Origin of the sequence: Microbacterium aurugineum, assembly GCF_023101205.1 — a bacterium.
Lineage (GTDB): Bacteria > Actinomycetota > Actinomycetes > Actinomycetales > Microbacteriaceae > Microbacterium > Microbacterium aurugineum.
Genome location: NZ_CP078078.1, coordinates 1,956,102 through 1,971,895, shown reverse-complemented (window position 1 = coordinate 1,971,895; position 15,794 = coordinate 1,956,102). Strand labels below are relative to the sequence as shown.

The window sequence follows — 15,794 nt, the reverse complement described above, 5'->3', positions numbered from 1 at the left end:
GGGAGCGCGCAGCCGTGCCCGGAACGACGCCGTCGACCGAGGCTCGCGAACGGTCGACCGCTGTGGCCTCGGTAGGCTGGGGGGATGGTCTCGCCCGGCATCCTCCTCGTCGACAAGCCCGCTGGGCTGACCAGTCACGACGTCGTCGCGCGCACCCGTCGTGCGTTCGGAACGAGGAAGGTCGGTCACGCGGGAACGCTCGATCCGATGGCGACCGGGCTGCTGGTCATCGGGATCGAGGGAGCGACCAGGCTCCTGACCTACATCGTGGGCGCGGACAAGACCTACACGGCGACGATCCGACTGGGCCAGACCACGGGCACCGATGACGCGGAAGGCGAGATCCTCACGACCGCCGCTGCGGAGGCGTGGGACGCTGTGACGGACGATGCGGTCGCCGCGGGGATCGCTGCCCTCACCGGAGAGATCTCGCAAGTGCCCAGCGCCGTCTCCGCCATCAAGGTCGACGGGCGTCGAGCCTACGATCGCGTCCGTGCCGGGGAAGAGGTCGTCCTGGCAGCCCGAGAAGTCGTCGTCTCCCGGTTCGACCTCATCGCGAGCCGGCCGAGCGACGGAGCGCTCGATCTCGATGTGATCGTCGACTGCTCGTCCGGCACCTACATCCGCTCGCTCGCTCGCGACCTCGGGGACGCCCTCGGCGTCGGCGGGCACCTCACCGCGCTGCGGCGCACGCAGGTCGGCCCGTTCGATGTGAGCGACGCCGTGGATGTCGACGCGCTCGAGGGGGCGTCCACTCTCACCGCGGCGCAGGCGGCCCGACGCATTCTCCCGGTTCTGGACATGACGGCCGAGGAAGCGCGCGACCTGCGGCACGGCAAACGTCTCACCGGCCACGCCGCGCGCCTGGACGGACCGATCGCAGCCGCCATCGACGAGGACGGGCTCCTCGTCGGCATCGTCGCGAAGCGGGGAGCCGACCTGAAGAGTGCGATGAACATGCCGGAGGCCGTGCGATGATCCTGTGGTTCACGATCGCCCAGGTCGTCGTGGCCGTCGCGGCGGGTGTCTTCTGCCTCATCGCGGGGCTCATCGGGCGCCGGCCGAGCGACTTCAGCGTCGGTGCACTCGCGCTGGTCGAGCTCCTCCTGATCGTCCAGGTGATGGTCGCGATCGTCGCACCTCTCGCCGGCAACCCGCCGACGGGGGACCTGCTCGAGTACTGGGTCTACCTCGTGTCGGCCGCACTGCTTCCCGTCGGAGCCGTGCTGTGGGCGCTCATGGAGCGCAGCAGGTGGAGCACCGTGATCCTCGGGGTCGCGGCGTTCGCGATCGCGATCATGCTGTGGCGCATGCAGGTCATCTGGTCCGTCCAGATCGCATGAGCTGAGACCTCGGGCAGAGTCCGGCCGCCTCCCGCGGCTCTAGGATGGAATGCGCTATGAGCTCCACCGCACCCCCCACTCGGATGACCGGCATCGGTCGCGTCCTCGTGATCGTCTACGCCGTGATGGCGCTGGCCGCCACCGGACGCAGCTTCGTGCAGATCGTCCGCCGCTTCGACGAGGCACCTCTCGCGTACTCGCTGTCCGCACTCGCCGCCGTCGTGTACATCCTCGCGACCCTCGCGCTCGTCCTCGCCCGACGTCGCGGCTGGTACACGGTGGCCTGGATCGCGATCGTCTTCGAACTGACCGGGGTGCTCGTGGTGGGTCTGCTCAGCGTCCTGATGCCGGCGCTGTTCCAACATGAGACGGTGTGGTCGCTGTTCGGGCGCGGGTACCTCTTCGTCCCGTTGGTGCTCCCGATCTTCGGCGTCTGGTGGTTGCGCACGCACCGACCTGTCGACGCCCCGCGATCGGTCGAGGTCCACGCGTGATCGTGTTCCGCAGTCCGGAGGAGATCCCGGACGGCTTCGGACCGAGCGCGGTCGCCATCGGAAAGTTCGACGGCGTCCATGCCGGCCACCGAGCGGTGATCGCCCGGCTGAACGAAGCCGCTGCAGCCCGTGGCAGCCGCGCCGTCGTGGTCACGTTCGACCGCAACCCCCTGGCCATCCTTCGTCCGGACCGATGCCCGGAGAACGTCGTCACGGTCGAGCGCAAACTCGAACTGCTCGGCGAGATGGGCATCGACGCGACTCTGGTGCTCACCTTCGACGAGGAACTCGCCGCCCGCAGCGCTCATGACTTCGTCACCGACATCCTCGTCGGTGCGCTCGAAGTCTCCACGGTCCTCGTCGGCGAGGACTTCCGGTTCGGGAACAGGGGAGCGGGCACGCCGGACCTCCTGCGCGTGCTCGGGCCCGAGCACGGCTTCTCCGTCGAGGTCGTCGACGACGTGTACCTCCCCGGCTCCGCGCGGCGCGTGTCGTCGAGCTGGATCCGAGAGCTGCTGATGGAGGGCGATGTCGCGACGGCGACGACCGTGCTCGGCCGCTACCCGGATGTGCGGGGCGAGGTCGTCCACGGCCTCAAGCGCGGGCGAGAGCTGGGGTTCCCGACCGCGAACCTCTCCACGATCGTCGATGCTTTCGTCCCGGCCGACGGCGTGTACGCGGGATGGCTCGTGGATCATGACACCGGTATCCGGCACCCCTCCGCGATCTCCGTCGGGACCAACCCCACTTTCGATGATGTCCTCGTGCGCCAGGTGGAGGCGCACGTGCTCGGCGAGACCGGGCTGGATCTCTACGGACACGATGTCAGCGTCGAGTTCGTCGAGCGACTGCGCGGAATGGTCGCGTTCGAGGGGATCGAGAAGCTCATGGAGCAGATGGCCGCCGACGTCACCGATGCCGCCCGCGCGCTCGACGTGGCTTCCTGATCGTCCGAAATATCCGCGACGCGAGCACCATGACATAGAATGGGAAACGGCTCCCGCCGATTCTCACGCTTCTCGCGTGCCTCGACGGGAAGAAGATCCACTGTTCGTACGGTCCTGGCTCACGCCACACGCGGACAACGAGAACGGCTGGCGGCTTCCTGGGGAAGCCGGAGCCTTCACGCTCAGGAGGAGCATGCCGACCACGGCAACCGCCGCCACGCGGCGAAAGAAGACGTCCCGTCGTGACGACGAGGCACCCCTCATCCCGATCCTCGCGCGCAAGGTGCGTGAGATCGAGGCCAAGTCTCAGCGGGGGAAGCTCGGTCCGACGAACCGGGTGAAGTTCCAGGTGATCGCCTTCCTCGTGCGCGAAGAACGTGCGCGGGTGAAGGCCGACGCTGAGATCGGGGATCCCGCGCGCGCCGAGCTGCTCAAGCGGCTCGACGGTGTCGCCACGATCCTCGCGAAGACCGCTGCGCGCGACACGTCGCTCATCCAGTTGCTGGAAGCAGACCAGGCGACGTCGCCGGTGGCCAAGCGCATGCGTCGCGACTGGCTGCTCGAATCCGGTGCCGAGCTCGCTCCCGAAGACCTGATCATCGCCGATGCGGCCCCCGTGCAGGTCTCCGTCGTGCCCGCGGCGATCGCGGAGCGACAGGTCACCCCGCCCTCGGTGGAGGCACGTCAGCTGGCAAACCCGTTCCTCGCCCCCGACCTGACGCCGCGTGCGGCGGCGACCCCGCGTCGTCGTCTCGACGGCTGGGAGCTCATGGGCCCGCTGTACAAGGCCTTCGAGACGGGTGCGGGCGGATCCGCCGCATCGATGGATCTCCCGCCTGCGCCGGAGTTCGACCACATCTCGCCCAAGGGCCTCGAGGTCATGGTGCACCAGTCCCGATTCCTCGAGGCGGTCAAGGCGGGGCACCGCAGCTTCCTGCTCGCTGATGAGCCGGGCCTCGGCAAGACGGCGCAGTCGGTGCTCGCCGCGTCCGTCGCGGGTGCGTATCCGCTGCTCGTCGTCGTGCCCAACGTCGTGAAGATGAACTGGGCGCGCGAGGTCGAACGCTGGACTCCGCAGCGCCGTGCGACGGTGATCCAGGGAGACGGCGACGACATCGATGCGTTCGCCGACGTGTTCATCGTGAACTACGAGATCCTCGACCGGCACATGTCGTGGCTCGCCTCCATCGGTCTGCGCGGCATGGTCGTCGACGAGGCGCACTTCATCAAGAACCTGTCCTCGCAGCGGTCGCAGAACGTCCTGTCGCTGGCCGCACAGGTGCGCGAGCGCACCCCGGGGCACGATCCGCTCATGCTGGCCCTCACCGGAACCCCGCTGATCAACGACGTCGAGGACTTCGACGCGATCTGGCGTTTCCTGGGGTGGACGACCGGCGAGAAGCCGGGCCCCGAGCTCATGGAGAAGCTGGACGCGACCGGGTTCACTCCGGCCGACAAGGCGTTCTACCCCGAGGCACGGGACGCCGTCATCTCGATGGGCATCGTGCGCCGCAAGAAGAAGGACGTCGCCGCCGACCTCCCGGACAAGCTGATCGCCGACCTGCCCGTGCAGCTTGACGACGAGTTCGGACGCGGCATCCGTCAGGCCGAGCGCGAGCTGGGGGAGCGGCTCGCCGCACGCTACCGTCGCATCATCGAGGCGCGAGGCGATCGCGGACTGGTTCCCGGCGAGATCGACGAGGACATCGTGCGTCTCGTCGCTCAGAACGAACTCGAGGAGTCGAAGGCCGCCGGCACCGGGGGAGACAACGTCTTCACGATGGTCAGGCGCATCGGCCAGGCCAAGGCGCCCCTCGCAGCGGACTACGCGGCGCAGCTTCAGCGCTCGGTCGGCAAGGTGGTCTTCTTCGCCAAGCACATCGACGTGATGGATCAGGCGGAGGCGCACTTCGCCGCCGCGGGCATCCGGGCGGTGTCGATCCGGGGCGACCAGTCGTCGACCACGCGACAGCAGGCGATCGACGACTTCAACGGTGACCCCTCCGTGGGCATCGCGGTCTGCTCGCTCACTGCGGCCGGTGTCGGGCTCAACCTGCAAGCGGCCTCGAACGTCGTGCTCGCCGAGTTGTCCTGGACCGCCGCCGAGCAGACGCAGGCGATCGACCGCGTGCACCGCATCGGGCAGGACGAGCCGGTCACCGCCTGGCGAATCATCGCGGCGCACACGATCGACACCAAGATCGCGGAGCTGATCGACCAGAAGCAGGGCCTCGCGGCGCGGGCGCTCGACGGCGAGGCCGTGGAGGAGTCGGCCGCGGAGCCGGTGCAGCTGGCAGCACTCATGCACCTGCTGCGGCAGGCACTCGGTGCGGCGTAGGCGCCAAGAACGGCTGTTCTTAACGTCACTTCGGCGCTGAATATCGGGCATCTCCGGGAAGTCCGTCGATATCCTCCATCGTCCACGTCAAGATCGGGGATTTTCGTCGACGTCGAATGGCGCGCGAGTGCGCGGGGGCACTAGTGTCGATCGAAGGCAGCGTCGCCTGTTCCCCCATCACCCGAACGTCTGAAGGCACCAGCATGAAGATCGGCATCCTGACGAGCGGCGGCGACTGCCCCGGCCTCAACGCGGTCATCCGCGGCATCGTGCTCAAGGGCACCACCACGTACGACCTGGAGTTCGTCGGCATCCGGGACGGGTGGCGTGGCCTCGTCGACGGCGACTTCATGCCGCTCACGCGCCACGAGGTGAAGGGGCTCTCGAAGGTCGGTGGGACCATCCTCGGCACCAGCCGCACGAACCCCTACGAGGGGGAGCGCGGAGGCGCCGAGAACATCGCGAAGACGCTGTACGGCCACAAGATCGACGGCATCGTGGCGATCGGCGGCGAGGGGACGCTCGCCGCTGCGGACCGTCTGGCGAAGGACGGGATCAAGGTCATCGGCGTCCCCAAGACGATCGACAACGACCTGCAGGCCACCGACTACTCCTTCGGTTTCGACACGGCGGTGAACATCGCGACCGACGCGATGGACCGCCTCCGCACGACCGGCGATTCCCACCAGCGCTGCATGGTCGCCGAGGTCATGGGCCGCCACGTCGGCTGGATCGCGCTGCACGCGGGCATGGCCGCCGGTGCGCACGTCATCTGCATCCCCGAGGTTCCGATGTCGATCGACGACATCACCGAGCTGGTGACCAGTGCCCACGATCGTGGTCGCGCACCTCTGGTGGTCGTCTCCGAGGGATTCAAGCTCCTCGGCATGGAAGAGGCCTACAGCGACAAGGGGCTCGACGCTTTCAACCGTCCCCGGCTCGGCGGCATCGGCGACATGCTCGCTCCGGAGATCGAGCGCATCACCGGCATCGAGACCCGGGCGACGATCCTCGGTCACATCCAGCGTGGTGGATCGCCGTCGGCGTTCGATCGGGTGCTCGCGACGCGACTCGGTCTGCATGCGGCGGATGCGCTCGTCGACGGCGCCTGGGGGCAGATGGTCGCCATGCAGGGTACCGACATCGTGCGGGTGCCCTTCGCCGATGCTCTCGGCGAGCTGAACACGGTGCCGCGCTACCGCTACGACGAGGCCGCTGCACTCTTCGGCTGAGGACGCGGAGCGGGGGAGCGCCCCCGTGCGGGGCGCCCCACCACGGCGGTTCAGTCTTCGGCGAGACCGAGGGTGTCGAGCAGCCAGGCGAGTTCGAACGCCCGCTCCCTCCAGGAGTTGTAGCGTCCGCTCACGCCGCCGTGTCCCGCGACCATCTCGCATTTGAGGAGGACGTCCGAGGCGCCGGCCTCTCGCAGACGTGCGACCCACTTCGCGGGTTCCACATACAGGACACGCGTGTCGTTGAGGGAGGTCACGGCGAGGATCCGCGGATACTCGACGCCGTCTCTCACGTTCTCGTAGGGCGAGTACGACTTCATGTAGTCGTAGACGTCCGCGCCGTGCAACGGGTCGCCCCACTCGTCCCACTCGATCACGGTGAGCGGCAGGGACGGATCCAGGATCGTCGTCAGGGCGTCCACGAACGGCACACCGGCGAGGATGCCTGCAAAGAGCTCGGGAGCGAGATTGGCGACCGCTCCCATCAGCAGACCACCCGCGCTCCCGCCCTCGGCGACCAGGCGCTTCGGCGTCGTCACGCCCGTCGCGACCAGGTGCTCGGCGCAGGCGACGAAGTCCGTGAAGGTGTTGCGCTTGTGCAGGAGCTTGCCGTCCTCGTACCACTGACGGCCCATCTCCCCACCACCGCGCACGTGGGCGACGGCGAAGATCACGCCGCGGTCGAGTTCGGACAACCGGGCGACCGAGAAGCCGGGGTCGATCGAGTGCTCGTACGATCCGTATCCGTACAGGTGCAGCGGCCGCGCGTCCGTGCCGGGTTCGCCGAACGAGCGCTTCCACACGAGTGAGATGGGCACACGCACGCCGTCGGGGGCCGTCGCCCATTCACGCCGCTGGCCGTACTCCGCGGGGTCATAGCCGCCCAGGACGGAGACCTGCTTGCGCAGGATCAGGTCGCGATTCGAGAGATCGAGGTCGTACACCGTCCCCGGGGTGACGAACGACGTGTATCCGAGGCGCAGGAACGGCGAGTGCCATTCCGGGTTGCCGCTGACGCCCGCGGAGTAGAGCGGTTCGTCGAAGGGGATCTCGTCGAGGGTGTTGGTGGGGTAGTCGAGCAGACCGACGCGCTCGAGTCCTTCGCGTCGGTACTCGACGGTGGCGAAGTCACGGAATGCGTCCATGCCGAGCAGGCGTCGTCCTGCCTCGTGCGCGACGACCGGGAGCCGCTCACCCTGGGGATCGGAGGCCGCGACGGAGACCAGCTCGAAGTCCAGGGCGCCGTCGTTGTGGAGGATGAACAGCCGGTCCTCGCCGTCCACCACCGCATGATCGATCGAATACTCCACCCCTTCGCGGCGCGGCCAGACCAGTCGCGGTTCGGCGGTGAGATCGCCGGTCAGATCGACCAGGTACTCCTCGCTCGTGATGCTGGAGCCGACGCCGATCACGAGGTACCGCCGACTTCGTGTGATCCCCGCACCGAGCCAGAACTTCTCATCGGGTTCGTGGAACAGCCGGACGTCGTCCGTGACGGGTGTGCCCAGGCGATGCAGCCACAGGGTGTCGGGCCGCCATGCGTCGTCCCGGGTCGTGTAGAGGACTCCGGTGCCGTCCGGCGTGAAGAAGGCACCGCCCGTGTTCGGGATCTCGTCGTCGAGAGTCGCTCCGGTCGTCAGATCGCGCACGTGCACCGTGTAGAGCTCGTCGCCCTCGAAATCGGTCGACCACAACAGCTTCGTGGCGTCGTCGGAGGTGTCGAACGCGCCGAGCGAGAAGAACTCATGCCCTTCGGCCTCGATGTTCCCGTCGAGGAGGACCACTTCACCCGGAACAGGGACGCCCGGCTCGAGCACGGGCGGAGTCCACTCGCCGGCGTCGGCAGCAGCGCGGCAGTGGATACCGTACTGCGCTCCTTCCTCGGTCCGGCTGTAGTACCACCAGTCGCCTCGGCGGGTGGGTACCGAGAGATCGGTCTCCTGCACACGGGCCTTGATCTCCTCGAACAGTTTCGTCCGAAGCGCGGCGAGGTGGGCGGTCTGCGCATCCGTGTAGGCGTTCTCGGCCTCGAGGTGTGCGATGACCTCCTCGGAGTCCTTCGCCCGCATCCACTCATACGGGTCATCGAACGTGTCGCCATGATGAGTGCGGAGGGTGGAACGGCGGGCAGCGAGCGGGGCGTCAGTCACCGTTCCACGCTATCCCAGGTCGAGTTGACCGGCGCGGGGGAGGGTGGGAGGATTTACCGGGGCCGGTTAACGGAAGTCAAACCCACGGTGAACTCTTCGTTCAGCACGTCGATATCGTCGACAACTCCTTCTTCCTCAACGACCGAAAGCGAACGGTGGAAACCGCAGCCCTCATCGTCGTGCTCGTCATCGCGCTGGCACTCTTCTTCGACTTCACCAACGGTTTTCACGACACCGCGAATGCTATGGCGACGCCGATCGCCACCGGCGCGCTGAAGCCCAAGACCGCCGTCCTCCTCGCCGCCGTCCTGAACCTCATCGGGGCGTTTCTGTCCACCGAGGTCTCGAAGACCATCTCCGGCGGCATCATCCGGGAGGACGCGATCCTCTCCGCGGGGGCTGACCTCTTCCTCTCGCTGATCTTCGCCGGCCTGATCGGCGCGATCACGTGGAACATGCTCACGTGGCTCCTCGGACTGCCCTCGAGCTCGTCCCATGCGCTCTTCGGCGGGCTCATCGGCGCGACGATCGTCGGCGCGGGCGTGGGGGGCATCGACTTCGGCATGGTGCTCTCGAAGATCGTGCTTCCGGCGCTGATCGCACCCGTCACCGCCGGCCTGATCGCTTTCGCCGCGACGAAGATCGCGTACTCGATCACCCGTCGCTACGACGGAAAGCCGGATGGCCGTGACGGGTTCCGGTGGGGGCAGATCTTCACGTCCTCCCTGGTCGCGCTCGCACACGGCACCAACGACGCGCAGAAGACCATGGGCGTCATCACTCTCGCGATGATCACGATCGGCTGGCAGTCGGGGGCGCATCACGAGCCCGAGCTCTGGGTGATCGTCGCGTGTGCCTTCACGATCGCACTCGGCACGTACCTGGGCGGTTGGCGCATCATCCGCACGCTCGGCAAGGGACTCACCGATGTGAAACCCGCGCAGGGATTCGCCGCCGAGAGCTCGACCGCGGCCACCATCCTCGCCTCCAGCGCCCTCGGCTTCGCGCTCTCCACGACGCAGGTCGCCTCGGGGTCCGTGATCGGCTCGGGACTCGGACGCCGCGGCTCCACGGTCCGCTGGCGGACCGCCGGTCGGATCGGCGTGGGCTGGATCCTCACACTGCCCGCAGCCGGCGGTGTCGGCGCGCTGGCCGCGCTCCTGGTGGTCTGGCTCGGCAACTGGGGCGTCGCGATCGACGCGGTCCTCGCACTCGCGATCATCCTCGGGCTCTTCATGCGCTCGCGCCGCAACGCCGTGACGCCCGCGAACGCCATGAGCGACGTCGCTGAGTCGGGACGCGCGGTCGAGCTCCCCGACACGCCACCGCCCACGCGACGCCAGCAGCGCATCGCCGAGGCGAAGGCGGAGGCGAAGGCTCGTGCGGAAGCGCGCGACAAGGCGAAGGCGCAGGCCAAGAAGGACGCGGCTGACAAGGCAAAGAAGAAGGCTCAGGCGAAGTCCGACGGCAAGGCGGCGAAGGCCGGGGCCGTGTCGAAGAGTGCGGATTCGACGCGGAAGGAGGAGTCCGAATGAACATCGTGATCGACTGGCTCGCGTTCCTCCAGGTGTTCCTGGCGGCGCTGATCGGTGCGGCTGCGATCGTCACCTTCTACGCGCTCGGTCTCCGGCTGCTGGTGCGCAGCGGGCGTGCTCCGGTCGTGAGCCCCGCGGAGTTCACCGACGCGATCACCGTGATCACCGAGAAGGAGCTCCGTCGCGCCGAGAAGCAGGCGGCGAAGGCGGCGAAGAAGAGCCCACTCACCGAGGGGCAGAAGACGACGGCTCTCATCGGCGCCTATGCGTGCTTCGCGCTCTGCGCTGCGGCTGTCGTCGCCGGCATCCTCATGCTCGTCATCGGACACTGATTCGCACGGCGCACCCTCAGATCACCGCAGCAGACCCTCCACCAGGTCGTCGATGATGTCATCGGTCGGTGACTCCGGGTCGATCGGTGTGGTCAGTCGGTCGAGCAGGAGCCCGTCGATCGCGTAGTGGAACAGCGCGATCTCGCGCCGTCCCCCCGGGAGGCCCGCCCTCGTATTGAAGGCGACGTCCTCCTCGAGCCCTGCGCGTTGCCAGGCGCCGAGCACCGCGGCCACTTCGGGGCGGCGGCTGCTCTCGAGCCGCAGTTCGAAGAGCGCGAGCGTCACTTCCCGGTCATCGGTGAGTCGGCGGACGATGTCGCGCACGTAGTCGGCGAACAGCGCGCGGCCCGGTTCGCCCGCGGAGCGGCGCGCCAGCTCTTCCGGTGTGGGGGAGAGCCGCTCACCGATGCGTTCGACCAGTCCGGCCACCAGCGCATCGCGGCTGCGGAAGTAGTTCGACGTGGTGCCGGTCGGCACACCGGCCGCGACATCGACGGAACGGTGGGTCAGCCCACGGGAGCCCTCGCGAGCGAGCACGGTGAGCCCCGCATCCGCGATCGCCTGTCTTCTGCCTTCGTTCCGCGCCACCACCGCATCCTATCTGATCACTACACCTGCAGTACTGACCAGACGCCTAGGCTGAGGGCATGTCCGCAGCAATCGGTGACGCGTACACCTTCGGTCGGCACGCTCCGGCGTCGCATGTCCTGATCCACGTCAGCGACCCGCACTTCCTCGCCGGGGGCGCATCGCTGGGCGGGCGGTACGACGTCGAGGCGAACTTCGCGCGCACGCTGGAGGCGATCCGTGCCGTGCACCCGCACCCGACGGCGATCGTCGTGACCGGGGATCTCGCCGATCTGGGGGAGCCGGACGCCTATCGTCGTCTGCGCGCGTCCGTCGAACCGGTTGCCGAGGAGCTCGGCGCGCCGATCGTCTGGGTGGCGGGCAACCATGATGAGCGTCCCGCCCTGCGCGCAGGACTCCTGGACCTCGAGCCGACCGAAGAGCCCGTCACCGGGGTCTGGGACCTCGGCGGGCTGCGTCTCGTCGCCCTCGACACCAGCGTCCCCGGCTGGCACCACGGCGATCTCGATGCCGGTCAACTGTCCTGGCTCGCGGATCAGCTCGCCCGGCCTGCGCCGCACGGCACGTTGCTCGCGATGCATCATCCGCCGCTCCCGAGCCATCTGCCGCTCTTCGACATCCTTGAACTGCGCCATCAGGACGAACTCGCCGACGTCATCCGCGGCAGCGATGTCCGTGGCATCCTCGCCGGACATCTGCACTATTCGTCACACGGGATGTTCGCCGGGGTTCCGGTCAGCGTCGCGTCGGCCACCTGCTACACGATGAACGTGGCACGTCCGGCGGCCGAGGTGAACGGCATGGACGCCGCGCAGGCATTCCAGATGGTCCACGTGTATCCCGACACGATCACCCACACCGTCGTCCCGGTGACCGACGCGGTGACCGGCGACTACTTCTCGGAGGCCTGGGTGGAGCGGATGTCGAAGCTCTCACCGGAAGGGCGACTCGAGGCCTTCTCCCGCAAACCCGGGCGCTGAGCGGCGTAGACTGGGCACATCCCCCACTCTTCTCACCCGCCACGACCCACGAGGATGTGACATGGCTTCTGCCGCGCCTACCCTGACCCGCACCGAGACCGATTCGCTCGGGAGCATGGAGATTCCCGTCGACGCGTACTGGGGGATCCACACCGCCCGCGCCGACGCGAACTTCCCGATCACGAAGCGGCCGATCTCGGTGTACCCCGATCTCGTGGTCGGCCTGGCGATGGTCAAGCAGGCGAGCGCCCGCGCGAATCGTGAGATCGGTGTGCTCGACGCCGAGCGTGCCGACCTGATCGATCGTGCTGCGCAGCGTGTGATCGACGGCGAGTTCCACGAGCAGTTCACGGTGGGCGTCATCCAGGGCGGTGCCGGTACCTCTACCAACATGAACGCGAACGAGGTCATCACCAACATCGCGCTCGAACTCGCCGGCCGGGAGAAGGGCGACTACGCGTTCCTCTCGCCGATCGACCACACGAACCGCAGCCAGTCCACCAACGACGTCTACCCGACGGCCGTGAAGATCGGTCTCTCGCTGACGTTGCGGTCCCTGCTCGAGGAGCTGGATCTGCTTCGACTGTCCTTCCTGGGCAAGTCGCGGGAGTTCCACGACGTCCTGAAGGTCGGCCGTACCCAGCTGCAGGATGCCGTGCCGATGACGCTCGGGCAGGAGTTCAACGGCTTCGCCACGACGCTCGGCTACGACCACACCCGCCTGACCGAGAACGCTTCGCTGATGTTCGAGATCAACATGGGGGCGACCGCGATCGGCACCGGCATCACGACGCATCGGGGTTACGCCCCTGCCGTGCTGAAGCACCTGCGGGAGATCACCGGGCTCGACCTGCGCACCGCGGGAGACCTCGTCGAGGCCACCAGTGACACCGGTTCGTTCATGTCCTTCTCCTCGACGCTCAAGCGCAACGCGATGAAGCTCTCGAAGATCTGCAACGACCTGCGTCTCCTGTCGTCGGGACCGCAGGCCGGGCTGGGGGAGATCAACCTTCCCGCGATGCAGGCGGGGTCCAGCATCATGCCGGGCAAGGTGAACCCCGTGATCCCGGAGGTCGTGAACCAGGTGGCCTTCGCTGTCGCCGGTGCCGACATGACGGTCACGATGGCGGCGGAGGCCGGGCAGCTGCAGCTGAACGCCTTCGAGCCGGTGATCGCGCACTCGATCTTCCAGTCCATCACCTGGATGCGCCAGGCGATGTGGACCCTGCGTGTCAACTGCGTCGACGGCATCACCGCGAACCGCGACCGCCTCGGGGCGATGGTCGGTGCGTCGGTCGGCGTCATCACCGCGCTGACGCCGTTCATCGGTTACGCGGCCGCAGCGGCGCTCGCGAAGACCGCGCTGCTGACCAATCGGAATGTCGCCGATCTCGTCGTCGAGGCAGGCCTGATGTCGCGTGACGAGGTCGTCAAGCAGCTGTCGCCGGCACGCCTGTCAGGACTGGAGACGGTCACCGCTGCGATCCCGGTCGTCGCGCCGGAGGATCTGATCGAGATCTGAGAGCGCGGGAACACACGAGGGGACGGACGCCACGGCGTCCGTCCCCTCATGTGTCCGATCTGTTTCAGTCCGTGATGCGGCAGTGAGTCGTGAGTTCGCCGATGCCGTCGATGCCCACGGTCACGGTCGAGTGATCGCGGAGGAAGATCTGCGGGTCGCGTGAGTACCCGGCGCCTCCGGGGCTGCCCGTCGAGATGAGGGTGCCGGGCAGCAGCGTGAGGGACTGCGACAGGTGGGCGATCAGCTTCGCGACGGAGCGCACCATCTGTCCGGTGCTCGCGTCCTGCACGGTGTGCCCGTCCACGACGGTCCAGATGTGGAGGTCCTGCGGATCGGGGATCTCGTCCGCGGTCACCGCGAAGGGCCCGGTCGGTGTGAACCCGTCGAAGGACTTGCATCGGGACCACTGGGCTTCGGAGAACTGGATGTTCCGCGCGGTGATGTCGTTGACCACGGTGTAACCCCAGACGTGCGTGAGGGCGTCCTGCTCGCTGACGTCTTTCGCGGGGGTGCCGATGAGAACGCCGAGCTCTGCCTCGTAGTCCACGGCCTCGCTGAGGTCCCGCGGCCAGGAGGTCGTCTGATCGTGGCCGGTGAGCGAGTTCGGCCACAGGGTGAACACCGTGGGTGCGGCGTCGGTCTTCAGGCCGAGCTCGCTCGAGTGGGCGGCATAGTTCAGCCCCACGGCAAGGACGGCCGGGGGTGCGAGCACCGCGGAATCGAACGACCAGTCACCGAGCGGATGACGGACGGCGGCACCTGCGGCCAGCGCCACGCGCAGAGCCTCGAGAAGAGCATCCCCACCTTCGATGAGCTGCTGCAGCGTGGCAGGGGCGTCGGTCAGGAGATCAGAGACGAGGATGGCGTCCGAGTCCTGGACCACGGCGAGAACCGCGCGAGGGGAGTCAGGACGGCGCAGATGAGCGAACCGCATGCTCCTACGCTACCGGGTGGCGGCCGGTCCGCGGATGGAGGACACAGCCATACCGAGGCCATCTCTCTTGTGCCCCTTAGGCTTTGGCTATGAGTTTCGGAGGACCACCCCCGCCGCAGCAGCCTTCGCCCTACACGCCTCCGCCGGCCACGGCAGCGTTTCGGCAGTCGGGCTACGCGTCGGCGCTCGCCCAGCCGACGCCGTACACGCCGCCGGCCCCGGTCGCACCCTCGCCCGCGGAGTCGCTTCCGGCGCTGCCGGTACCGACGCGCAAGGGGCGGACGATCTCGCTGTGGTTGTTCGGCTTCCTGGGCTTCCTGCTCCTGGCTCTGATCGGCTACTTCGGCTGGGCGCTGGGCGCATTCGCCTCGGTGGTCGGCCTGGTCCTCGCGCTGATCCCTCTGACCATCGTGTTCCTCGGTGTGCGCATGATCGACCGCTGGGAGCCCGAACCCAAGCGACTGATCTTCTTCGCGATCGCCTGGGGAGCCGTGGCGGCGGTCGGGCTCACACTTCTCGTCGATGTCGGCCTGACGATCCTGATCGGCCCCACCTCCGAAGCGTTCACCGCGGTGGTGCAGGCCCCGATCGTCGAGGAGTTCTGGAAGGGACTGGGCGTCTTCCTGATCTTCCTTCTGGCCCGCCGGGCCTTCGATGGTCCGGTCGACGGCGTCGTGTACGGGGCGCTCGTGGGAGCCGGCTTCGCGTTCACCGAGAACATCCAGTACTTCGCGATCAGCCTGATCGAGGGTGGTGGCGAGCAGCTGACCGTGACGTTCGCGGTGCGCGCCATCCTCTCGCCCTTCGCGCACGCGATGTTCACCGCCGTCACCGGTTTCGCGATCGGCCTCGTGGCGCGTCGACACGGCTCGGCGGGCTCGGCGCTGGGTGCCGGACTGGTGGGAGGGCTCGGGGCCGTGCTGCTGCACGGACTGTGGAACGGCTCAGCGACGTTCGCCGACTTCTTCGGTCTCTACTTCACGCTCCAGGTGCCGCTCTTCATCGGCTTCATCCTCGGGATCATCGCGCTGCGCCGCGAGGAGGCGCGCCTCACCCGGGCCCGCCTCGCCGAGTATGCGAGCGCGGGGTGGTTCACCCCGGAAGAGGTCACGATGCTCGCCACGTCGAGCGGTCGCAAGGCTGGCCTCGCCTGGGCACGCGGACTCCGAGGCGACCGGAGGCCACTCATGCGCGAATTCATCAAGGACGCGACGGCACTGGCCGCTGTCCGCCAGCGTGCGATCACCGGGCGCGATCCCCTCGCGGTGGATGACGAGCGCGCGTTGCTGATCCGTACGCGCGCAGCCAGGGCGGCGTTGCTGGCGTACTGAGTCGGACGCTGACGGACCCCGTGGCAAGACTCAGCGCCCGGTGCTGCGGCGATGCCTGCGAGTCTCCC

Annotated in this window: 14 protein-coding genes; 11 read left to right on the top strand and 3 right to left on the bottom strand. The window is 68.0% G+C overall.

Annotated elements, in window-relative coordinates; genetic code table 11:
* The first annotated feature begins 84 nt into the window (after window positions 1-84).
* The 6 genes from truB to KV397_RS09570 all read left to right on the top strand — a co-directional run bounded on the left by truB (window position 85) and on the right by KV397_RS09570 (window position 6,354).
* Window positions 85-978 (top strand): tRNA pseudouridine(55) synthase TruB, encoded by an 894-nt coding sequence (gene truB / locus KV397_RS09595; protein ID WP_261811164.1) that lies wholly within the window; start codon window positions 85-87, stop codon window positions 976-978.
* Window positions 975-1,343 (top strand): hypothetical protein, encoded by a 369-nt coding sequence (locus KV397_RS09590; protein ID WP_153243939.1) that lies wholly within the window; start codon window positions 975-977, stop codon window positions 1,341-1,343. The genes truB and KV397_RS09590 overlap by 4 nt, the downstream gene beginning before the upstream one ends.
* A gap of 56 nt (window positions 1,344-1,399) precedes the next feature.
* Window positions 1,400-1,837 carry a hypothetical protein gene (locus KV397_RS09585; RefSeq protein ID WP_227991603.1) on the top strand — a complete coding sequence of 146 codons (438 nt, stop codon included), beginning with the start codon at window positions 1,400-1,402 and terminating at the stop codon, window positions 1,835-1,837.
* Window positions 1,834-2,784, top strand: a complete 951-nt coding sequence (locus KV397_RS09580) for a bifunctional riboflavin kinase/FAD synthetase (RefSeq protein ID WP_153243940.1) — start codon at window positions 1,834-1,836, stop codon at window positions 2,782-2,784. The genes KV397_RS09585 and KV397_RS09580 overlap by 4 nt, the downstream gene beginning before the upstream one ends.
* Window positions 2,785-2,977: 193 nt before the next feature.
* Complete coding sequence (locus tag KV397_RS09575) at window positions 2,978-5,122, top strand: DEAD/DEAH box helicase (protein ID WP_134353562.1); 2,145 nt, start codon at window positions 2,978-2,980, stop codon at window positions 5,120-5,122.
* A gap of 203 nt (window positions 5,123-5,325) precedes the next feature.
* Entirely contained in the window at window positions 5,326-6,354 is a 1,029-nt protein-coding gene (locus tag KV397_RS09570) for a 6-phosphofructokinase (RefSeq protein ID WP_047519389.1), read from the top strand.
* Window positions 6,355-6,404: 50 nt separating this feature from the next.
* Here the strand turns inward: KV397_RS09570 and KV397_RS09565 are convergent, their stop codons facing one another.
* Entirely contained in the window at window positions 6,405-8,504 is a 2,100-nt protein-coding gene (locus tag KV397_RS09565) for a S9 family peptidase (protein ID WP_261811163.1), read from the bottom strand.
* A 155-nt stretch (window positions 8,505-8,659) separates the two neighbouring features.
* Here KV397_RS09565 and KV397_RS09560 point away from each other — a divergent pair, with 155 nt between their 5' ends.
* Window positions 8,660-10,039: an inorganic phosphate transporter gene (locus tag KV397_RS09560; RefSeq protein ID WP_261811162.1), complete on the top strand. Its 1,380-nt coding sequence runs from the start codon at window positions 8,660-8,662 to the stop codon at window positions 10,037-10,039.
* Window positions 10,036-10,371 (top strand): peptidase, encoded by a 336-nt coding sequence (locus tag KV397_RS09555; protein WP_131490844.1) that lies wholly within the window; start codon window positions 10,036-10,038, stop codon window positions 10,369-10,371. Before KV397_RS09560 ends, KV397_RS09555 begins: the two co-directional genes overlap by 4 nt.
* A gap of 21 nt (window positions 10,372-10,392) precedes the next feature.
* Here KV397_RS09555 and KV397_RS09550 read toward each other — a convergent pair whose 3' ends face one another.
* On the bottom strand, window positions 10,393-10,959 hold the full coding sequence (locus KV397_RS09550) for a TetR/AcrR family transcriptional regulator (protein ID WP_261811161.1): 567 nt from the start codon (window positions 10,957-10,959) through the stop codon (window positions 10,393-10,395).
* 59 nt (window positions 10,960-11,018) lie between these two features.
* Here KV397_RS09550 and KV397_RS09545 point away from each other — a divergent pair, with 59 nt between their 5' ends.
* Window positions 11,019-11,939, top strand: coding sequence for a phosphodiesterase (locus KV397_RS09545; protein ID WP_261811160.1), 921 nt, complete (start codon window positions 11,019-11,021; stop codon window positions 11,937-11,939).
* A gap of 61 nt (window positions 11,940-12,000) precedes the next feature.
* Window positions 12,001-13,461 (top strand): aspartate ammonia-lyase, encoded by a 1,461-nt coding sequence (locus KV397_RS09540; RefSeq protein ID WP_047519347.1) that lies wholly within the window; start codon window positions 12,001-12,003, stop codon window positions 13,459-13,461.
* 64 nt (window positions 13,462-13,525) lie between these two features.
* On the opposite strand, the gene KV397_RS09535 is transcribed toward KV397_RS09540, so the two are convergent.
* On the bottom strand, window positions 13,526-14,395 hold the full coding sequence (locus KV397_RS09535; RefSeq protein WP_047519345.1) for a fumarylacetoacetate hydrolase family protein: 870 nt from the start codon (window positions 14,393-14,395) through the stop codon (window positions 13,526-13,528).
* 89 nt (window positions 14,396-14,484) lie between these two features.
* On the opposite strand from KV397_RS09535, the gene KV397_RS09530 reads away from it, so the two are divergent.
* Window positions 14,485-15,726 (top strand): PrsW family intramembrane metalloprotease, encoded by a 1,242-nt coding sequence (locus KV397_RS09530; RefSeq protein WP_261811159.1) that lies wholly within the window; start codon window positions 14,485-14,487, stop codon window positions 15,724-15,726.
* Window positions 15,727-15,794: the final 68 nt, after the last annotated feature.

Bases quoted from the DNA above. Each gene is read 5' to 3' on its own strand.
- truB (WP_261811164.1), top strand. From the start codon at position 85: ATGGTCTCGCCCGGCATCCTCCTCGTCGACAAGCCCGCTGGGCTGACC.
- KV397_RS09590 (WP_153243939.1), top strand. From the start codon at position 975: ATGATCCTGTGGTTCACGATCGCCCAGGTCGTCGTGGCCGTCGCGGCG.
- KV397_RS09585 (WP_227991603.1), top strand. From the start codon at position 1,400: ATGAGCTCCACCGCACCCCCCACTCGGATGACCGGCATCGGTCGCGTC.
- KV397_RS09575 (WP_134353562.1), top strand. From the start codon at position 2,978: ATGCCGACCACGGCAACCGCCGCCACGCGGCGAAAGAAGACGTCCCGT.
- KV397_RS09570 (WP_047519389.1), top strand. From the start codon at position 5,326: ATGAAGATCGGCATCCTGACGAGCGGCGGCGACTGCCCCGGCCTCAAC.
- KV397_RS09555 (WP_131490844.1), top strand. From the start codon at position 10,036: ATGAACATCGTGATCGACTGGCTCGCGTTCCTCCAGGTGTTCCTGGCG.
- KV397_RS09545 (WP_261811160.1), top strand. From the start codon at position 11,019: ATGTCCGCAGCAATCGGTGACGCGTACACCTTCGGTCGGCACGCTCCG.
- KV397_RS09540 (WP_047519347.1), top strand. From the start codon at position 12,001: ATGGCTTCTGCCGCGCCTACCCTGACCCGCACCGAGACCGATTCGCTC.
- KV397_RS09535 (WP_047519345.1), bottom strand. From the start codon at position 14,395: ATGCGGTTCGCTCATCTGCGCCGTCCTGACTCCCCTCGCGCGGTTCTC.
- KV397_RS09530 (WP_261811159.1), top strand. From the start codon at position 14,485: ATGAGTTTCGGAGGACCACCCCCGCCGCAGCAGCCTTCGCCCTACACG.